Below are 14,673 nucleotides of genomic sequence, written 5' to 3'. Positions count from 1 at the left end.
GTAGTGTTTACCCATAAAAAATCTGCACCTCAATTGTTGGTTTGTTGAGTCCAACTTTTGGGGTGCAGATCAAAAATTACCAAGTTTTTAACCGCACTTTATTTTCAGCCATTTAGCTTAAGTTTTTTGCGATTTTTGTCAAAATATGCTACTTTTTACGCAGTCAATCCGACAGTAACGCATTTAATTTTATGAACGAAGAACATTCGAGTAATCAAACTGAAACAACTAAAAAGTCTTTTTTCCAATCACTTATTGGCCGCTTTTTCCAAGGTGAGCTGAAAAACCGTGAGGAACTCGTGGAGGTGATTCGCGATTCAGAACAAAACGATTTAATCGATCAAAACACTCGTGAAATGATTGAAGGAGTAATGGAAATCGCTGAGCTTCGTGTACGCGATATCATGATTCCTCGCTCGCAAATCGTATTTATTGAATCGAATCAAGATCTCGATGCTTGTTTGAATACCATTATTGAATCCGCTCACTCTCGTTTTCCTGTAATTGCAGATACGGATGACCGCGATAATATTGAAGGTATTTTGCACGCGAAAGATTTGCTTAAGTTTTTACGTGAAGATGCAGAAGAATTCGAGTTGTCCAAGTTATTACGTCCAGTCGTGATAGTGCCGGAAAGTAAACGTGTCGATCGTATGTTAAAAGATTTTCGCTCTGAGCGTTTCCATATGGCGATTGTGGTGGATGAGTTTGGTGCAGTATCAGGTTTGGTGACTATCGAAGATATTCTCGAACAAATTGTCGGTGATATTGAAGACGAATTTGATGAGGAAGATGTCGCGGATATTCGTCAGCTTTCTCGTCACACTTATGCGGTGCGTGCATTAACAGATATTGATGATTTTAATGCCCAATTTAATACGCATTTCGATGATGAAGAAGTGGATACCATTGGTGGTTTAATCATGCAAGCCTTTGGGTATTTGCCTAAGCGCGGTGAAGAAATTACCTTAGAAAATATTCAATTTAAAGTGACCTCTGCCGATAGCCGTCGTTTGATTCAGGTACGTGTAACCGTGCCAGATGAGCATTTGTCAGATATGGAAGGTGTAGAAGAACAAGCTGAGTAAGTTACTCAGTTTGACCGTATTCTATACAACCCAAACATCGTTTACATTTTCCCTAAGGACATCGTTTACATTCGTTAGGTTGTTTATGCCACAATGTGGCAGATTTAATTTTCATTTCCTTGGCATCAAAACTGCCCAGTAAATGAAAGCGATAATAAATATGCCAAATGCCATCGGCATAAGGCTCGAACGCTACAGGTTCATTGGCAAGCACTTGGCTGAGATAATAAGTTTTTCCTTGCCATTTGATTTCGCCACTGAGTTTCACTTTGCGGATTTCAACATTATCCCCATAGTCATATGGCTCAATGTGACCTGTATAAATTCGCTTTGACGGCTCATAACATTCAGCAGGTGTTTTGCGACCAATGCCTTAGTGTGAACGTTCTTCGTTGTATTCTCGTAAGAATTGGTTGAAGAATGTCTGTTGAGTTTCAAAGCTATTTTGAGGTTGAAGCGCTGCTTTTAAGCTACGGTGCATTCGCTCGTGTCGTCCGTTTTGCTCTGGGTGTGATGGCTTAATTCGTTCAGGACGAATACCTAAGTCAATCCACCATTTAGAAAGCTTGCTGATTCCACCTAATGCTTGTGATGCAAAAGCTGAACCGTTATCGGTACGAATCGAATACGGCAGACCAAATTGCTCAAAAAGGCGTTCAAACTCAGCAATAACAGGCGCTGATTTTGTATTCGGCAACCCCTTACAGCAAAATAAAAAGCGACTGAAATTATCCGTAATCGTCAGCGGATAGCAGAACTTCTGATTGCCGAGTAAAAATTGCCCCTTGAAGTCAGCACTCCAAGTGGTATTGGGTGCGGTGCATTCGCCAAAAGGTTGTGTGTCTGCACTCATACGACGCTTCGTCTTACGAGGCTGAACTAACCCTGCACGCGCTAAAATTAAATCGCCTGTGCTATCAGCTGGTTTTTTCGCCTCTGGAAAATGCCGAGTAAAGCTATCTAAAAGCTTTTTGGCACCCCAGTGAGGACGTTTAAGTTTCTCACTGATAAGCCAGTCACAAATCCATTGTGGCGTGGCATTAGGGCTATGATGAGGTTTACGAGATAACTCGGTTAAGCCCTCAAAGCCAAACTGTTCGTGGCGTTTAATCCATTTATCTGCCGTTGGACGGCTAATATTAAACTGCTGACACAGTTCAGTTTTAGTATAGCGTTGGCTTAGCCACGCGTTTAAGAAAAGTACACGCTGTTGCATCGCATCGGTCTCTATCCAAGGCATCATCAATCTCCAGTGGATTAGGTATTTTGATGATAAGTTTACGGGAAAAATGTAAACGATGTCCTCGGGTTAGAATGTAAATGATGTTATCAGGTTGTACCTTCTTGGCCCCCTCTTTGCTGAAGAGGGGGAATATTTTTTTATAGTATGGATAAAATGAATAAATTAGTCGTTTATCTTATAGCCTTGATTTCTGGGGTAATTGGCGTATTTGCTTTTTCACCGTTTGATTATTGGGGATTAGCCTATGTATCCTTAGGCGGATTACTTTTTGTAGCGAAAAATGCCAAAAAATCAACCGCACTTTTTGCTACTTTTTTGTGGTCGATGGGCTTTTTCTGTTTTGGTGTAAGTTGGTTAAATGTTAGCATTCATCAATTTGGTGGGGCTTCCCTTGGTGTGAGCTATCTCTTGGTGGGCTTACTTTCGGCCTACCTAGCACTTTATCCAATGCTTTTCACTTATTTCGTGCAGCGTTTTCAGGTGCAAAGTGCGGTCATTTTTGCTGCGATTTGGACATTGACTGAATTTTTGCGTGGTTGGGTGTTTACCGGTTTTCCTTGGTTACAATTTGGTTATACCCAAATAGACAGTCCGTTTTACGGGATTGCGCCGATCTTTGGTGTCACGGGGATGACATTCTTTACCGTTTGGGCAAGTGCGGTCATTTTTAATCTTGTTTTTTCACTATCGAAAAAACAATGGAATTTAGTCAGTGTGAATGCATTGCTCTTATTGGTTGTGGGTGGATTAAGCGCTTATGCTGGTAAGATGAATTTTGTTCAACCCAAAGACGGTAAAGGACTAACTGTCACGCTTGCACAAGGCAATATTGAGCAAAATTTAAAATGGGATCCTGAATATCTTTATGCTACAGTAGACATCTATCAAAAACAAATTTTGACACATTTAGGCAAGTCTGATTTGATTATTTTACCTGAGTCAGCATTGCCAACCCTTGAAAATGCGATTACGCCATTTTTTGAAGCTTTAGATAAAGTCGCAAAAGAGAAAAACACGGAAGTAATGATTGGTACCGTATATCGTGATGAGCAAAGCGGTAAATTATTAAATTCGATTGTGACGGCTGGGAATTCTGATTTTCCTTATGAGTTGACGACAAAAAATCGTTACAGCAAACATCATCTCGTGCCATTCGGTGAATATGTGCCGTTAGAAAGTTTGTTGCGCCCACTTAATTCCGTATTTAATTTGCCAATGTCTGCGTTCCAAAGTGGCGATGCGGTACAGCCATCTTTTATGGCAAAACAACATGCTTTTGCGCCAGCTATTTGCTATGAAATTATTTTTGGTGAGCAACTTCGTGAAAATCTGAAAAAAGAAACCGATTATTTGCTGACGATTTCTAATGATGCATGGTTTGGTGATAGCATTGGCCCTTGGCAGCATTTACAAATGGCTAGAATGCGCGCGCTCGAATTAGGTAAACCATTAATTCGTGCAACGAATACAGGGATTTCAGTGTTTATTGATGCAAAAGGTAACATTGAAGCGCAAGCGCCTCAATTTGAGGAAACAACGCTGACCCATAAAATGGTGCCAACAGAAGGCAAAACGCCTTATGCAGCATTAGGTAATTTACCTATTTATGTGTTGTCATTAATTTTTGTGTTATTACGTGGCTTCACGACGTTATTAAAACGTCGCTTGAACCTTTCACAAAAATAGCAGTCAAAACGACCGCACTTTTTTAACGTGAGAGAAAAATAAATTTCTTCTTATAAAACCAATGAGATTTTAATGAATAAAAATCTAATCGAAGTCAAAAACCTGACCTTTAAACGAGGTGAGCGTGTGATTTACGATAACCTGAATTTGAAAGTCCAACAGGGCAAAATTACGGCCATCATGGGGCCATCAGGGATCGGAAAAACCACGCTACTGAAATTAATTGGCGGTCAGTTGCATCCTGAACAAGGCGAGATTTTGTTTGATGGACAAGATATTTGTCGTCTTTCAAATCGAGAGCTTTATGAAGTGCGTAAACGCATGGGAATGTTATTCCAATCAGGTGCATTATTTACGGATATTTCAACGTTTGATAACGTGGCATTTCCGATTCGCGAGCATACGCGTTTACCAGAAAGTCTAATTCGTCAAATTGTATTGATGAAATTAGAAGCAGTGGGCTTACGAGGTGCGGCAGATTTGATGCCTTCGGAGCTTTCTGGGGGGATGGCGCGTCGTGCAGCATTAGCTCGAGCGATCGCACTTGACCCAGATTTAATCATGTTTGATGAGCCGTTTACAGGGCAAGATCCAATCAGCATGGGCGTGATCGTGAGCTTAATTAAACGCTTGAATGAAGCACTGAAGTTAACCTCTATTGTGGTTTCCCATGATGTGAATGAAATATTAAGTATTGCAGATTATGCCTATATTATTGCGGATAAGCATGTGATTGCCGAAGGAACATCAGAGCAACTGCTCGCGAGCCAAGATCCGCAAGTGGTGCAGTTCTTGAAAGGTGAAGCGGATGGTCCGGTAAAATTCCATTATCCGGCAGGTGATTATGTGGAGGAATTATTTAAATGATTGTTGATATGATTTCTTCACTTGGACGAAGCGTAATCAAATTTTTCCGTGCATTAGGCCGATCCGGCTTTATGTTGTTTGGTGCGTTAGTCGGTAAGCCACAAATTCGTCAACATTTTCCTTTATTAGTGAAGCAGTTGTACGTATTAGGTGTACAGTCGTTATTAATTATCCTGCTTTCAGGTTTATTTATTGGTATGGTGTTAGGTTTACAAGGCTATGTAGTCTTGGTAGATTTTTCTGCAGAAACCAGCCTTGGTCAACTTGTGGCACTGTCTTTATTACGTGAATTAGGTCCAGTAGTGACCGCACTTTTATTTGCGGGTCGAGCGGGTTCAGCACTAACGGCTGAAATTGGCTTGATGAAAGCCACAGAACAACTTTCCAGCCTTGAAATGATGGCAGTCGATCCATTACGTCGTGTGATTGCACCGCGTTTTTGGGCGGGCGTGATTGCGATGCCAATTCTTGCGATTCTCTTTACCGCGATTGGTATTTGGGGCGGCTCGCTTGTTGGCGTGGATTGGAAAGGTGTCGATGCAGGTAGCTTCTGGTCAGTGATGCAAAATGCTGTCAGCTGGAGCTATGACATTCTAAACGGATTTATTAAAAGCGTATTTTTCGCCATTGCGGTGGTGTGGATTGCGTTATTCAATGGTTATGATTGTATTCCAACATCTGAAGGTATCAGTCAAGCCACAACTAGAACAGTTGTCCACGCATCACTTGTGGTACTTGGGCTCGATTTCATCTTAACTGCCATTATGTTTGGGGCAGGCTAATAGGGTATTTTTATGCGACAAACAATTAAATATGAATTTTGGGTAGGCTTATTTTTACTACTCGGTATCGCTGCGTTAGTGTTTCTAGGCTTACGCGTAGCAAATGTACAAGGTTTTGGTGAAACAAAATCTTACACAGTGACTGCAACTTTTGACAATATTGGTGGACTAAAAGTCCGAGCGCCACTTAAACTTGGTGGGGTAGTCATTGGTCGCGTGTCTGATATTAAGTTAGACGAAAAATCGTACTTACCAAAAGTCAGTATTGCGATTAATGAAGAATATCAAGAAATTCCGGAAAACAGTTCGTTATCGATCAAAACATCGGGATTATTGGGGGAGCAATATATCGCTTTAAGCATGGGGTTTGATGATGGTGAAACCGCAATGCTAAAAAACGGTAGCCAAATTCAAGACACGAAATCCGCAATGGTATTGGAAGATTTAATCGGTCAGTTCCTTTACGGTGATAAAAAAGTAGATGGTAATGCTGACAAAGCAGAACCAGATGTAAAATAATAATCTTTATTTGGGAGATTTATGATGAAATTTATTCAGTTAAAAAAATGGTTTAGCCTAATGGCATTTGCAGTGGCTACGCTTTTTGTGACTCAAACTGTACGTGCAGAAACCAGTCCTTATGTGTTGATGCAACAAGCATCAGATAAGTTATTTGCCGATATAAAAAACAATCAGGCAAAAATTAAAAAGGATCCAAATTATTTACGTACTATCGTGCGTAACGATTTATTACCTTACGTGCAAGTAAACTATGCAGGTTCTTTGGTGTTAGGTTCACACTTTAAATCAACCACACCAGAACAACGTGAAAAATTCTTTAAAGCATTCAGCGATTTTATTGAACAAGCTTATGCACAAGTGTTAACCGCTTACACTGATCAAAATATTCAAATTGAACCGGCTAAAGAGGTAGGTGATAAAAACCTAGTGAGCATTCGTGTTAATATTGTACAAAATGGTGGGCAAGCGCCAATCAAATTAGATTTTAAATGGCGTAAAAACAGTAAAACTGGCGAATGGCAAGCTTATGACATGGTTGCAGAAGGCGTGAGCATGGTTGTCACTAAACAAAATGAATGGAGCGGTATCTTACGTCAACAAGGTATTGAAGCATTAACTGCTCAAATTCAAAAATCTGCTGCAGCACCAGTGACATTGAGCAAATAAGCGAATGACTGCGTTAAAGTGGGATTTAATCCAAAATAATGATAAGATAGCTCTCCAATTATCGGGGGAGCTATCCCGCAACACGTTGTTACCATTATGGCAACAACGTGCTTCTTTTTTATCAGAAAAGCAAAACAATCAAAGTCTCATTGAATTTGATTTAACTGAAATCAATCGAATTGATTCTGCTGGTTTTGCATTATTGTGTGATTTTCTACACGATTGCGAGCAGTTACCAAATAAAAAAGTGCGGTTGATAAACCCTCCAGAACAGCTATTAACCCTTGCTGATTTAGTGAATTTATCTCATTGGATTAGCACTTTTATCGACCATAATTAAAACGGAAATCCGAATGGAACTGCAAGAAATTGAACGTATTTTAAAAGAAAGCCTGAATGTAGATGAGGTTTATGCTCAAGGTGAAAATGCTCACTTTGGTGTGATTGTAGTAAGTGATGAAATCTCAGCACTTTCTAAATTAAAACAGCAACAAACCATCTACGCGCCATTAATGCCTTACTTTCAAACTGGCGAAATTCACGCTTTAACGATTAAAACCTATACCACTGCAAAGTGGAAAATGGATCGTCTATTACATCAAGCAAGCTAGGATTTTCTATGGAAAAATTTCGTGTTTATGGCGGGCAATCTCGCTTAAGTGGTACTGTGACCATCTCAGGTGCAAAAAATGCTGCACTTCCTATTCTTTTTGCTGCAATTTTGGCAACTGAGCCGGTTAAATTAACAAACGTACCAGAACTAAAAGATATTGATACAACCTTAAAAATCTTGCACAAACTTGGTGTGGTGGCAGAGCGTGATGCTGAAGGTGCTGTATTATTAGATTGTTCTAAAATTGATCACTTCGTTGCACCGTATGAATTAGTAAAAACCATGCGAGCCTCTATTTGGGCACTAGCACCGTTGGTGGCTCGTTTTAATCAAGGTCAAGTTTCTTTACCAGGTGGTTGTTCTATCGGTGCACGTCCGGTTGATCTTCACATTAGCGGCTTAGAAAAACTCGGTGCAACAATTGAGCTTGATGAAGGTTATGTTAAAGCGGTTGTTGCAGATCGTCTTGTAGGTACACGTATTGTGATGGAAAAAGTGAGTGTCGGTGCAACTTTATCTATCATGATGGCTGCAACACTTGCAAAAGGTACAACAATCATTGAAAACGCTGCTCGCGAGCCAGAAATTGTTGATACGGCAGATTTCCTCAACAAAATGGGGGCGAAAATTACAGGTGCCGGGACAGATCACATTGTCGTTGAAGGTGTTGACCGCTTAACAGGCTGCGAGCACAGCATTGTGCCAGATCGTATTGAAACCGGTACATTCTTAATTGCGGGTGCCATTTCTGGTGGTCGCGTGGTATGTCAAAATACCAAAGCAGATACCATGGATGCGGTGATTGATAAACTCCGTGAAGCAGGCGCAGAAGTTGAAGTGACTGAAGATAGCATTACATTGGATATGTATGGCAATCGTCCGAAAGCTGTCAATATTCGTACTGCACCACATCCAGGCTTCCCAACAGATATGCAAGCACAGTTCACCTTATTAAACATGGTGGCTGAAGGCACAAGTATCATTACTGAAACCATCTTTGAAAATCGCTTTATGCACATTCCAGAATTAATTCGTATGGGTGGTAAAGCTGAGATTGAAGGTAACACGACAGTTTGTCACGGTGTTGAGCATCTTTCTGGTGCAGAAGTGATGGCGACAGATTTACGCGCATCAATCAGTCTTGTGTTAGCAGGATGTATCGCAAGTGGTGAAACTATCGTAGATCGTATTTATCACATCGATCGTGGTTATGAGCACGTTGAGGATAAACTTCGTTGTTTAGGTGCGAAGATTGAACGTTTCTCTGAAAAGAGTGAAGAAGTTTAATTAAATTCTGATCAAAGAGCGGTCAATTTTGACCGCTTTTTTATTCTCTATTCATTATTTTTTTGAATAATCTCTCGCCCCAAAAATGGCCGTACCAATGCGTACCATCGTTGAGCCACATTTGATGGCACTTTGCATATCATCGGTCATTCCCATAGAAAGCGTATCAATTTGCTGATGAGGCAAGGCGACTTTAAGCTGCTCAAATAATTGTTTCATTTGGCTAAAGGCGGCTTCTTGTTCAGCAATATTATCTGTTGGTGCAGGAATCGCCATTAATCCACGTAAACATAAGTGCGGTAGATTTTCAATGTGTTTTGCCAACTCAATCATTTCACTCGGTTGAATACCTGATTTACTGGCTTCATCACTGATATTAATTTGAATTAAAACATTCAAAGGCGCTTTATTGGTAGGGCGTTGTTCATTTAAACGATCGGCAATTTTGGCACGTTCTAGCGTTTGCATCCAATCAAAATGTTCAGCGACAAGACGCGTTTTATTAGATTGTAATGGCCCAATAAAATGCCATTCAAGTTGAATATTCTGTGCTTCAAAATACTGAATTTTATCTACGCCTTCTTGAACGTAGTTCTCCCCAAATGCTTTTTGTCCGGCTTGATAGGCTTCTAAAATTGCTTCATTGGGTTTGGTTTTAGAAACTGCCAATAAAGTGACCGCACTTTCAGGACGATGTGCAAGTTGAGTAGATGTTTGGATTTGTTGATGAATGTTTTCGAGTGATTGTTGAATTGTCATCATTTCCTTCCTGAGCAATGTTAAGTTTTCTTATTCTACACCAACGTAATGATTTTTAGGAAAAAAGCTTCACTTTTTCGATTTTATGTTTGACAAACTTGCGCTTTTTCGGTATTTCTAAACATATCTTTTTTCAAGGTAAAAATACAATGAAAAATAACCGCACTTTCACTATTACCACCATTATTATGACCATTACGACAATTAATGGGGCGGGTTAGTGCGTAGCAAACAGGATCAGGAAAACCCGCATCAATCTAGTGCGGGTTTTTTAATATTTAAAAATCACAACATCTGAGGATATTATCATGCGCGTATTAAAATTTGGTGGCACTTCATTAGCCAACCCTGAGCGTTTCTCGCAAGCGGCTCAATTAATCGAAAAAGCTCATTTAGAAGAACAAGCAGCCGGTGTGTTATCCGCTCCTGCTAAAATCACCAATCATCTTGTTGCCCTCTCTGAAAAAGCTGCATTAAACCAACCAACCGATACCCACTTTGACGAAGCCATTGAAATTTTCTATAACATCATTAATGGTTTGTATGCTGAAAATAATAAATTTGATCTTGCCGCTATCAAAGCTATTATTGATGCAGAATTTACCCAAATTCAAGGTTTATTAGAAGAAATCCGCCAAGCTGGCAAAGTAGAAGATAAAGTGAAAGCAACCATCGACTGCCGTGGTGAAAAGTTATCGATTGCCATGATGAAAGCCTGGTTTGAAGCACGTGGATACAATGTTCACATTGTAGATCCAGTTAAGCAATTATTAGCACAAGGCGGCTACTTAGAATCTTCAGTTGATATTGCAGAATCTACAAAGCGCGTTGATGCGAAAAGTATCGGAAAAGATAAAGTTGTCTTAATGGCAGGTTTTACCGCTTGCAATGACAAAGGTGAATTAGTGTTATTAGGGCGTAATGGTTCTGATTATTCAGCCGCTTGTTTAGCGGCTTGTTTAGACGCATCTGTTTGCGAAATCTGGACTGATGTAGACGGCGTTTATACTTGTGATCCACGTTTAGTACCAGATGCACGTTTATTACCAAGCCTTTCTTATCGTGAAGCAATGGAACTTTCTTATTTTGGTGCGAAAGTGATCCATCCGCGTACAATTGGTCCATTATTACCAAAACAAATTCCATGTGTAATTAAAAATACGGGTAACTCATCTGCGCCAGGTTCTGTAATTGATGGTCATGTAAAATCTGAAGGTTTACAAGTGAAAGGGATTACTAACCTTGATAACGTGGCGATGTTTAACGTTTCAGGACCTGGTATGCAAGGTATGGTGGGAATGGCCGCTCGCGTTTTCTCTGCGATGTCAAAAGCTGGTATTTCGGTGATTTTAATCACTCAATCTTCTTCTGAATACAGTATTAGTTTCTGTGTGCCAGTAAAATCAGCAGATGCTGCGAAAGCGATTTTAGAACAAGAATTTGCGACAGAATTAAAAGCCCATGACTTAGAACCAATTGAAGTGGCAAAAGATCTTTCTATTATCTCTGTTGTGGGCGATGGTATGAAACAAGCTAAGGGTATTGCTGCTCGTTTCTTCTCTGCATTGGCTCAAGCGAATATTAGCTTAGTAGCAATTGCACAAGGTTCTTCTGAACGTTCAATTTCAGCAGTAGTGGCGCAAAATAAAGCGATTGAAGCTGTGAAAGCGACTCACCAAGCCCTTTTTAATAATAAGAAAGTCGTCGATATGTTTCTAGTCGGCGTCGGTGGTGTAGGCGGTGAATTGATTGAACAAATCAAACAACAAAAAGAGTACCTTGCAAAGAAGGATATTGAAATCCGTGTTTGTGCCTTAGCGAATTCAACAAAAATGCTTTTGGATGAAAACGGGTTGAATTTAGATAATTGGAAAGCAGACCTTGAAAATGCAACCCAACCTTCTGATTTTGATGTGTTGTTATCTTTCATTAAATTACATCACGTGGTGAACCCAGTCTTTGTTGATTGTACAACAGCTGAATCGGTCGCAGGACTTTATGCGCGTGCGTTAAAAGAAGGCTTCCACGTGGTAACCCCAAACAAAAAAGCGAATACCCGTGAATTAGCCTATTACCATGAATTACGTCACAATGCCCAAGCGAGTCAACATAAATTCTTGTATGAAACCAACGTAGGCGCAGGTTTACCTGTTATCGAAAACTTACAGAATTTATTGGCAGCGGGAGATGAACTTGAGTATTTTGAGGGTATTTTATCTGGCTCGCTTTCTTTCATCTTCGGTAAATTAGAAGAAGGACTTTCTCTTTCTGAAGTGACCGCACTTGCTCGAGAAAAAGGCTTTACAGAGCCCGATCCTCGAGATGATTTATCGGGTCAAGATGTGGCACGTAAATTGCTTATTTTAGCGCGTGAAGCAGGTCTAGAACTTGAGCTTTCCGATGTGGAAGTGGAAGGCGTGTTACCGAAAGGCTTCTCTGAAGGCAAATCAGCCGATGAATTTATGGCGATGTTGCCACAATTAGATGCGGAATTTAAAGCGCGTGTTGAAGCTGCGAAAGCAGAAGGCAAAGTATTGCGTTACGTAGGCCAAATTAAAGATGGCCATTGCAAAGTGTCAATCATTGCAGTGGATCAAAATAATCCATTGTATAAGGTGAAAGACGGTGAAAATGCCCTTGCATTCTATACGCGTTATTATCAACCAATTCCGTTGCTATTACGTGGCTACGGTGCGGGTAATGCCGTGACTGCAGCAGGCATCTTTGCGGATATTTTAAGAACATTACACCACTAAAAAGGACTTAACATGTTAAGAATTTATGCTCCAGCATCGAGTGCAAATATTAGTGTAGGGTTTGACACATTAGGCGCAGCCATTTCACCGATTGATGGTTCATTATTAGGTGATGTCGTACAGATTGAGTCTATTCTAAGTGGTTTCGAGCTCGAAAGTGCGGGCTATTTTGTGCGTAAATTGCCAAAAGAGCCGCAAAAAAATATCGTGTATCAGGCCTATGTGCTGTTTAGTGAGCAATTAAAATTACGCAATGTGAGAGTCAAACCATTGCGTTTGACCCTTGAGAAAAATATGCCGATTGGTTCGGGATTAGGCTCAAGTGCCTGTTCTATTGTGGCTGCATTAGTGGCATTAAATAAATTCCACGATGAAGCATTTTCAAAAATGGAATTGTTAGAAATGATGGGCGAGTTAGAAGGTCGTATTTCTGGTTCTATCCATTATGATAATGTGGCACCTTGTTACTTAGGCGGAGTGCAATTTATGGTACAATCCCTCGGTAACATTTGCCAAAAACTGCCATTTTTTGATAATTGGTATTGGGTCTTAGCTTACCCAGGCATTGAGGTTTCAACCGCTGAAGCACGTGCAATTTTACCAAAAAGCTACACACGTCAAGATGTGATTTCTCATGGTCGGCATTTAGGTGGCTTTGTGCACGCATGTCACACTCATCAAGAAAACCTTGCCGCGATGATGATGAAAGATGTGATTGCGGAACCTTATCGAGAGGCTTTATTACCAAACTTCGCAGAAGTGAAACAAGCTACTCGTGATTTAGGTGCATTAGCGACGGGGATTTCAGGCTCTGGCCCAACGATGTTCTCCATTGCACCTGATTTGCAAACCGCAACAAAACTCGCGACTTATTTAGAAAATTATTATTTACAAAACAATGAAGGCTTTGTGCATGTTTGTAAGGTCGATAATGATGGCGCGAGAGAGCTCGGTTAAACAATAAATCGCTTTTATCCCCTCTTTTATAAGAGGGGAATAACATTTTATTAAAACTCTATAATTAACGGATATACAATGAATTTGTACAATATCAAACACCCTGAAGAACAAGTGAATTTTGCGCAAGCAGTACGTCAAGGACTTGGCAAAGATCAAGGTTTGTTCTTTCCTGAAACGATCCCCGCTTTAACCAATATTGATGAGTTATTAGCCTTACCATTGGTTGAACGTAGCCAAAAAATTCTTGGCGCCTTAATCGGTGAAGAATTGCCGAAAGCCACTTTGGATGCGATGGTGAAAAATGCGTTCACCTTTATGGCACCATTAGAAAAAGTGGAAGACAATATTTATGCCCTTGAATTATTTCATGGTCCAACCTTAGCGTTTAAAGACTTTGGTGGTCGTTTTATGGCACAAGCACTCGCAGCAGTACGTGGTGATGGCAAAATTACTATTTTAACAGCCACTTCGGGCGATACTGGTGCGGCAGTTGCGCATGCATTTTACGGGTTGGAAAACATCAATGTCGTGATTTTATATCCGAAAGGCAAAATCAGCCCATTACAAGAAAAACTATTCTGTACTTTAGGTGGGAATATCCGCACTGTTGCGATTAATGGCGATTTCGATGCGTGCCAAGCGTTAGTGAAGCAAGCATTTGATGATGAAGAACTGCGTCAGGCGATTGGTCTAAATTCAGCAAACTCCATTAATATTAGCCGTTTATTGGCGCAAGTTTGTTATTACTTTGAAGCGGTCTCGCAGTTACCAAAAGAAAAACGTGATAATGTCGTAGTTTCTGTACCAAGTGGTAACTTTGGTAATTTAACCGCAGGTTTAATTGCAAAAACATTAGGTTTACCAATTAAACACTTTATTGCATCAACCAATGCGAATGATACCGTGCCACGTTATTTAGAATCAGGTAACTGGGCACCTAAAGCGACTGTAGCCACGCTTTCTAATGCGATGGATGTCAGTCGTCCGAACAACTGGCCGCGTGTAGAAGAACTATTCAAACGCAATGGCTGGAATTTAAGTGATTTAGGTTCAGGTATGTTAAGCGATGGCGAAACAGAAGAAACCTTAAAAGCGATGTATGCAAAAGGTTATTTATGTGAGCCACACGGCGCGATCGCCTATCAAGTATTGAAAGACCAACTTAAAGCGGATGAAACCGGTATTTTCTTATGTACGGCACATCCTGCGAAATTTAAAGAGTCTGTAGAGCGTATTCTTTCGCTCGATCTTCCATTGCCAGAAGCGTTAGATAAACATAATAAATTGCCATTACTTTCTGATGAAATGGATGACGATTTTGCACAATTACGTGCATATTTGTTGAAATAATAAAAAAGTGCGGTTGATTTTGATCTGACCCCAAAAAGTTAGACTGTTATTTAAAGGATTGTTTTCGATATTGTATCGGACTCAGTCCTTTTAA

At 40.3% G+C, this 14,673-nt stretch carries 15 protein-coding genes and 1 other annotated feature; of the genes, 12 read left to right on the top strand and 3 right to left on the bottom strand.

Going from position 1 to position 14,673, the window contains the following annotated elements; all coding sequences use genetic code 11:
- Positions 1-191: 191 nt before the first annotated feature.
- Positions 192-1,088, top strand: a complete 897-nt coding sequence (corC, locus tag ACXVWP_RS10730; protein ID WP_014064936.1) for a CNNM family magnesium/cobalt transport protein CorC — start codon at positions 192-194, stop codon at positions 1,086-1,088.
- Positions 1,089-1,140: 52 nt separating this feature from the next.
- Here corC and ACXVWP_RS10725 read toward each other — a convergent pair whose 3' ends face one another.
- On the bottom strand, positions 1,141-1,356 hold the full coding sequence (locus tag ACXVWP_RS10725) for a hypothetical protein (RefSeq protein ID WP_297570077.1): 216 nt from the start codon (positions 1,354-1,356) through the stop codon (positions 1,141-1,143).
- Positions 1,357-1,461: 105 nt separating this feature from the next.
- Positions 1,462-2,331: a DDE-type integrase/transposase/recombinase gene (locus ACXVWP_RS10720; RefSeq protein ID WP_297570072.1), complete on the bottom strand. Its 870-nt coding sequence runs from the start codon at positions 2,329-2,331 to the stop codon at positions 1,462-1,464.
- A gap of 153 nt (positions 2,332-2,484) precedes the next feature.
- On the opposite strand from ACXVWP_RS10720, the gene lnt reads away from it, so the two are divergent.
- From lnt to murA, 8 genes are all read left to right on the top strand, one after another.
- Complete coding sequence (lnt, locus tag ACXVWP_RS10715) at positions 2,485-4,017, top strand: apolipoprotein N-acyltransferase (protein ID WP_297570070.1); 1,533 nt, start codon at positions 2,485-2,487, stop codon at positions 4,015-4,017.
- 72 nt (positions 4,018-4,089) lie between these two features.
- The gene (gene mlaF, locus ACXVWP_RS10710; RefSeq protein ID WP_289901332.1) at positions 4,090-4,884 is read left to right on the top strand and encodes a phospholipid ABC transporter ATP-binding protein MlaF; all 795 of its coding nucleotides are present in this window, start codon (positions 4,090-4,092) and stop codon (positions 4,882-4,884) included.
- On the top strand, positions 4,881-5,666 hold the full coding sequence (gene mlaE / locus ACXVWP_RS10705; protein WP_049355494.1) for a lipid asymmetry maintenance ABC transporter permease subunit MlaE: 786 nt from the start codon (positions 4,881-4,883) through the stop codon (positions 5,664-5,666). The genes mlaF and mlaE overlap by 4 nt, the downstream gene beginning before the upstream one ends.
- Positions 5,667-5,678: 12 nt before the next feature.
- Positions 5,679-6,185: an outer membrane lipid asymmetry maintenance protein MlaD gene (gene mlaD, locus ACXVWP_RS10700; protein ID WP_049355493.1), complete on the top strand. Its 507-nt coding sequence runs from the start codon at positions 5,679-5,681 to the stop codon at positions 6,183-6,185.
- Between the two features lie 21 nt (positions 6,186-6,206).
- The gene (mlaC, locus tag ACXVWP_RS10695; RefSeq protein ID WP_289901331.1) at positions 6,207-6,854 is read left to right on the top strand and encodes a phospholipid-binding protein MlaC; all 648 of its coding nucleotides are present in this window, start codon (positions 6,207-6,209) and stop codon (positions 6,852-6,854) included.
- A gap of 4 nt (positions 6,855-6,858) precedes the next feature.
- Positions 6,859-7,194, top strand: a complete 336-nt coding sequence (locus tag ACXVWP_RS10690; RefSeq protein WP_014064941.1) for an STAS domain-containing protein — start codon at positions 6,859-6,861, stop codon at positions 7,192-7,194.
- Between the two features lie 13 nt (positions 7,195-7,207).
- Positions 7,208-7,465: a BolA family protein gene (locus tag ACXVWP_RS10685; protein WP_005697151.1), complete on the top strand. Its 258-nt coding sequence runs from the start codon at positions 7,208-7,210 to the stop codon at positions 7,463-7,465.
- Positions 7,466-7,473: 8 nt separating this feature from the next.
- Positions 7,474-8,754 carry a UDP-N-acetylglucosamine 1-carboxyvinyltransferase gene (gene murA, locus ACXVWP_RS10680; RefSeq protein ID WP_289901330.1) on the top strand — a complete coding sequence of 427 codons (1,281 nt, stop codon included), beginning with the start codon at positions 7,474-7,476 and terminating at the stop codon, positions 8,752-8,754.
- Between the two features lie 54 nt (positions 8,755-8,808).
- Here the strand turns inward: murA and ACXVWP_RS10675 are convergent, their stop codons facing one another.
- Positions 8,809-9,513 (bottom strand): YggS family pyridoxal phosphate-dependent enzyme, encoded by a 705-nt coding sequence (locus tag ACXVWP_RS10675; RefSeq protein WP_289901384.1) that lies wholly within the window; start codon positions 9,511-9,513, stop codon positions 8,809-8,811.
- Between the two features lie 162 nt (positions 9,514-9,675).
- Positions 9,676-9,789: a sequence feature (Thr leader region), on the top strand.
- A gap of 32 nt (positions 9,790-9,821) precedes the next feature.
- Here ACXVWP_RS10675 and thrA point away from each other — a divergent pair.
- From thrA to thrC, 3 genes are all read left to right on the top strand, one after another.
- The gene (thrA, locus tag ACXVWP_RS10670; protein ID WP_289901329.1) at positions 9,822-12,269 is read left to right on the top strand and encodes a bifunctional aspartate kinase/homoserine dehydrogenase I; all 2,448 of its coding nucleotides are present in this window, start codon (positions 9,822-9,824) and stop codon (positions 12,267-12,269) included.
- A 12-nt stretch (positions 12,270-12,281) separates the two neighbouring features.
- Positions 12,282-13,226: a homoserine kinase gene (gene thrB / locus ACXVWP_RS10665; RefSeq protein ID WP_289901328.1), complete on the top strand. Its 945-nt coding sequence runs from the start codon at positions 12,282-12,284 to the stop codon at positions 13,224-13,226.
- A 78-nt stretch (positions 13,227-13,304) separates the two neighbouring features.
- Positions 13,305-14,579, top strand: coding sequence for a threonine synthase (gene thrC, locus ACXVWP_RS10660; protein ID WP_289901327.1), 1,275 nt, complete (start codon positions 13,305-13,307; stop codon positions 14,577-14,579).
- Positions 14,580-14,673: the final 94 nt, after the last annotated feature.

Source organism: Haemophilus sp. SZY H56 (assembly GCF_054332415.1).
Note: the sequence above shows the minus strand (reverse complement) of the source record. Positions and strands in the feature narration are given on the sequence as shown.

Bases quoted from the DNA above. Each gene is read 5' to 3' on its own strand.
- corC (WP_014064936.1), top strand. From the start codon at position 192: ATGAACGAAGAACATTCGAGTAATCAAACTGAAACAACTAAAAAGTCT.
- ACXVWP_RS10720 (WP_297570072.1), bottom strand. From the start codon at position 2,331: ATGATGCCTTGGATAGAGACCGATGCGATGCAACAGCGTGTACTTTTC.
- lnt (WP_297570070.1), top strand. From the start codon at position 2,485: ATGAATAAATTAGTCGTTTATCTTATAGCCTTGATTTCTGGGGTAATT.
- mlaF (WP_289901332.1), top strand. From the start codon at position 4,090: ATGAATAAAAATCTAATCGAAGTCAAAAACCTGACCTTTAAACGAGGT.
- mlaE (WP_049355494.1), top strand. From the start codon at position 4,881: ATGATTGTTGATATGATTTCTTCACTTGGACGAAGCGTAATCAAATTT.
- mlaD (WP_049355493.1), top strand. From the start codon at position 5,679: ATGCGACAAACAATTAAATATGAATTTTGGGTAGGCTTATTTTTACTA.
- mlaC (WP_289901331.1), top strand. From the start codon at position 6,207: ATGATGAAATTTATTCAGTTAAAAAAATGGTTTAGCCTAATGGCATTT.
- ACXVWP_RS10690 (WP_014064941.1), top strand. From the start codon at position 6,859: ATGACTGCGTTAAAGTGGGATTTAATCCAAAATAATGATAAGATAGCT.
- ACXVWP_RS10685 (WP_005697151.1), top strand. From the start codon at position 7,208: ATGGAACTGCAAGAAATTGAACGTATTTTAAAAGAAAGCCTGAATGTA.
- murA (WP_289901330.1), top strand. From the start codon at position 7,474: ATGGAAAAATTTCGTGTTTATGGCGGGCAATCTCGCTTAAGTGGTACT.
- ACXVWP_RS10675 (WP_289901384.1), bottom strand. From the start codon at position 9,513: ATGACAATTCAACAATCACTCGAAAACATTCATCAACAAATCCAAACA.
- thrA (WP_289901329.1), top strand. From the start codon at position 9,822: ATGCGCGTATTAAAATTTGGTGGCACTTCATTAGCCAACCCTGAGCGT.
- thrB (WP_289901328.1), top strand. From the start codon at position 12,282: ATGTTAAGAATTTATGCTCCAGCATCGAGTGCAAATATTAGTGTAGGG.
- thrC (WP_289901327.1), top strand. From the start codon at position 13,305: ATGAATTTGTACAATATCAAACACCCTGAAGAACAAGTGAATTTTGCG.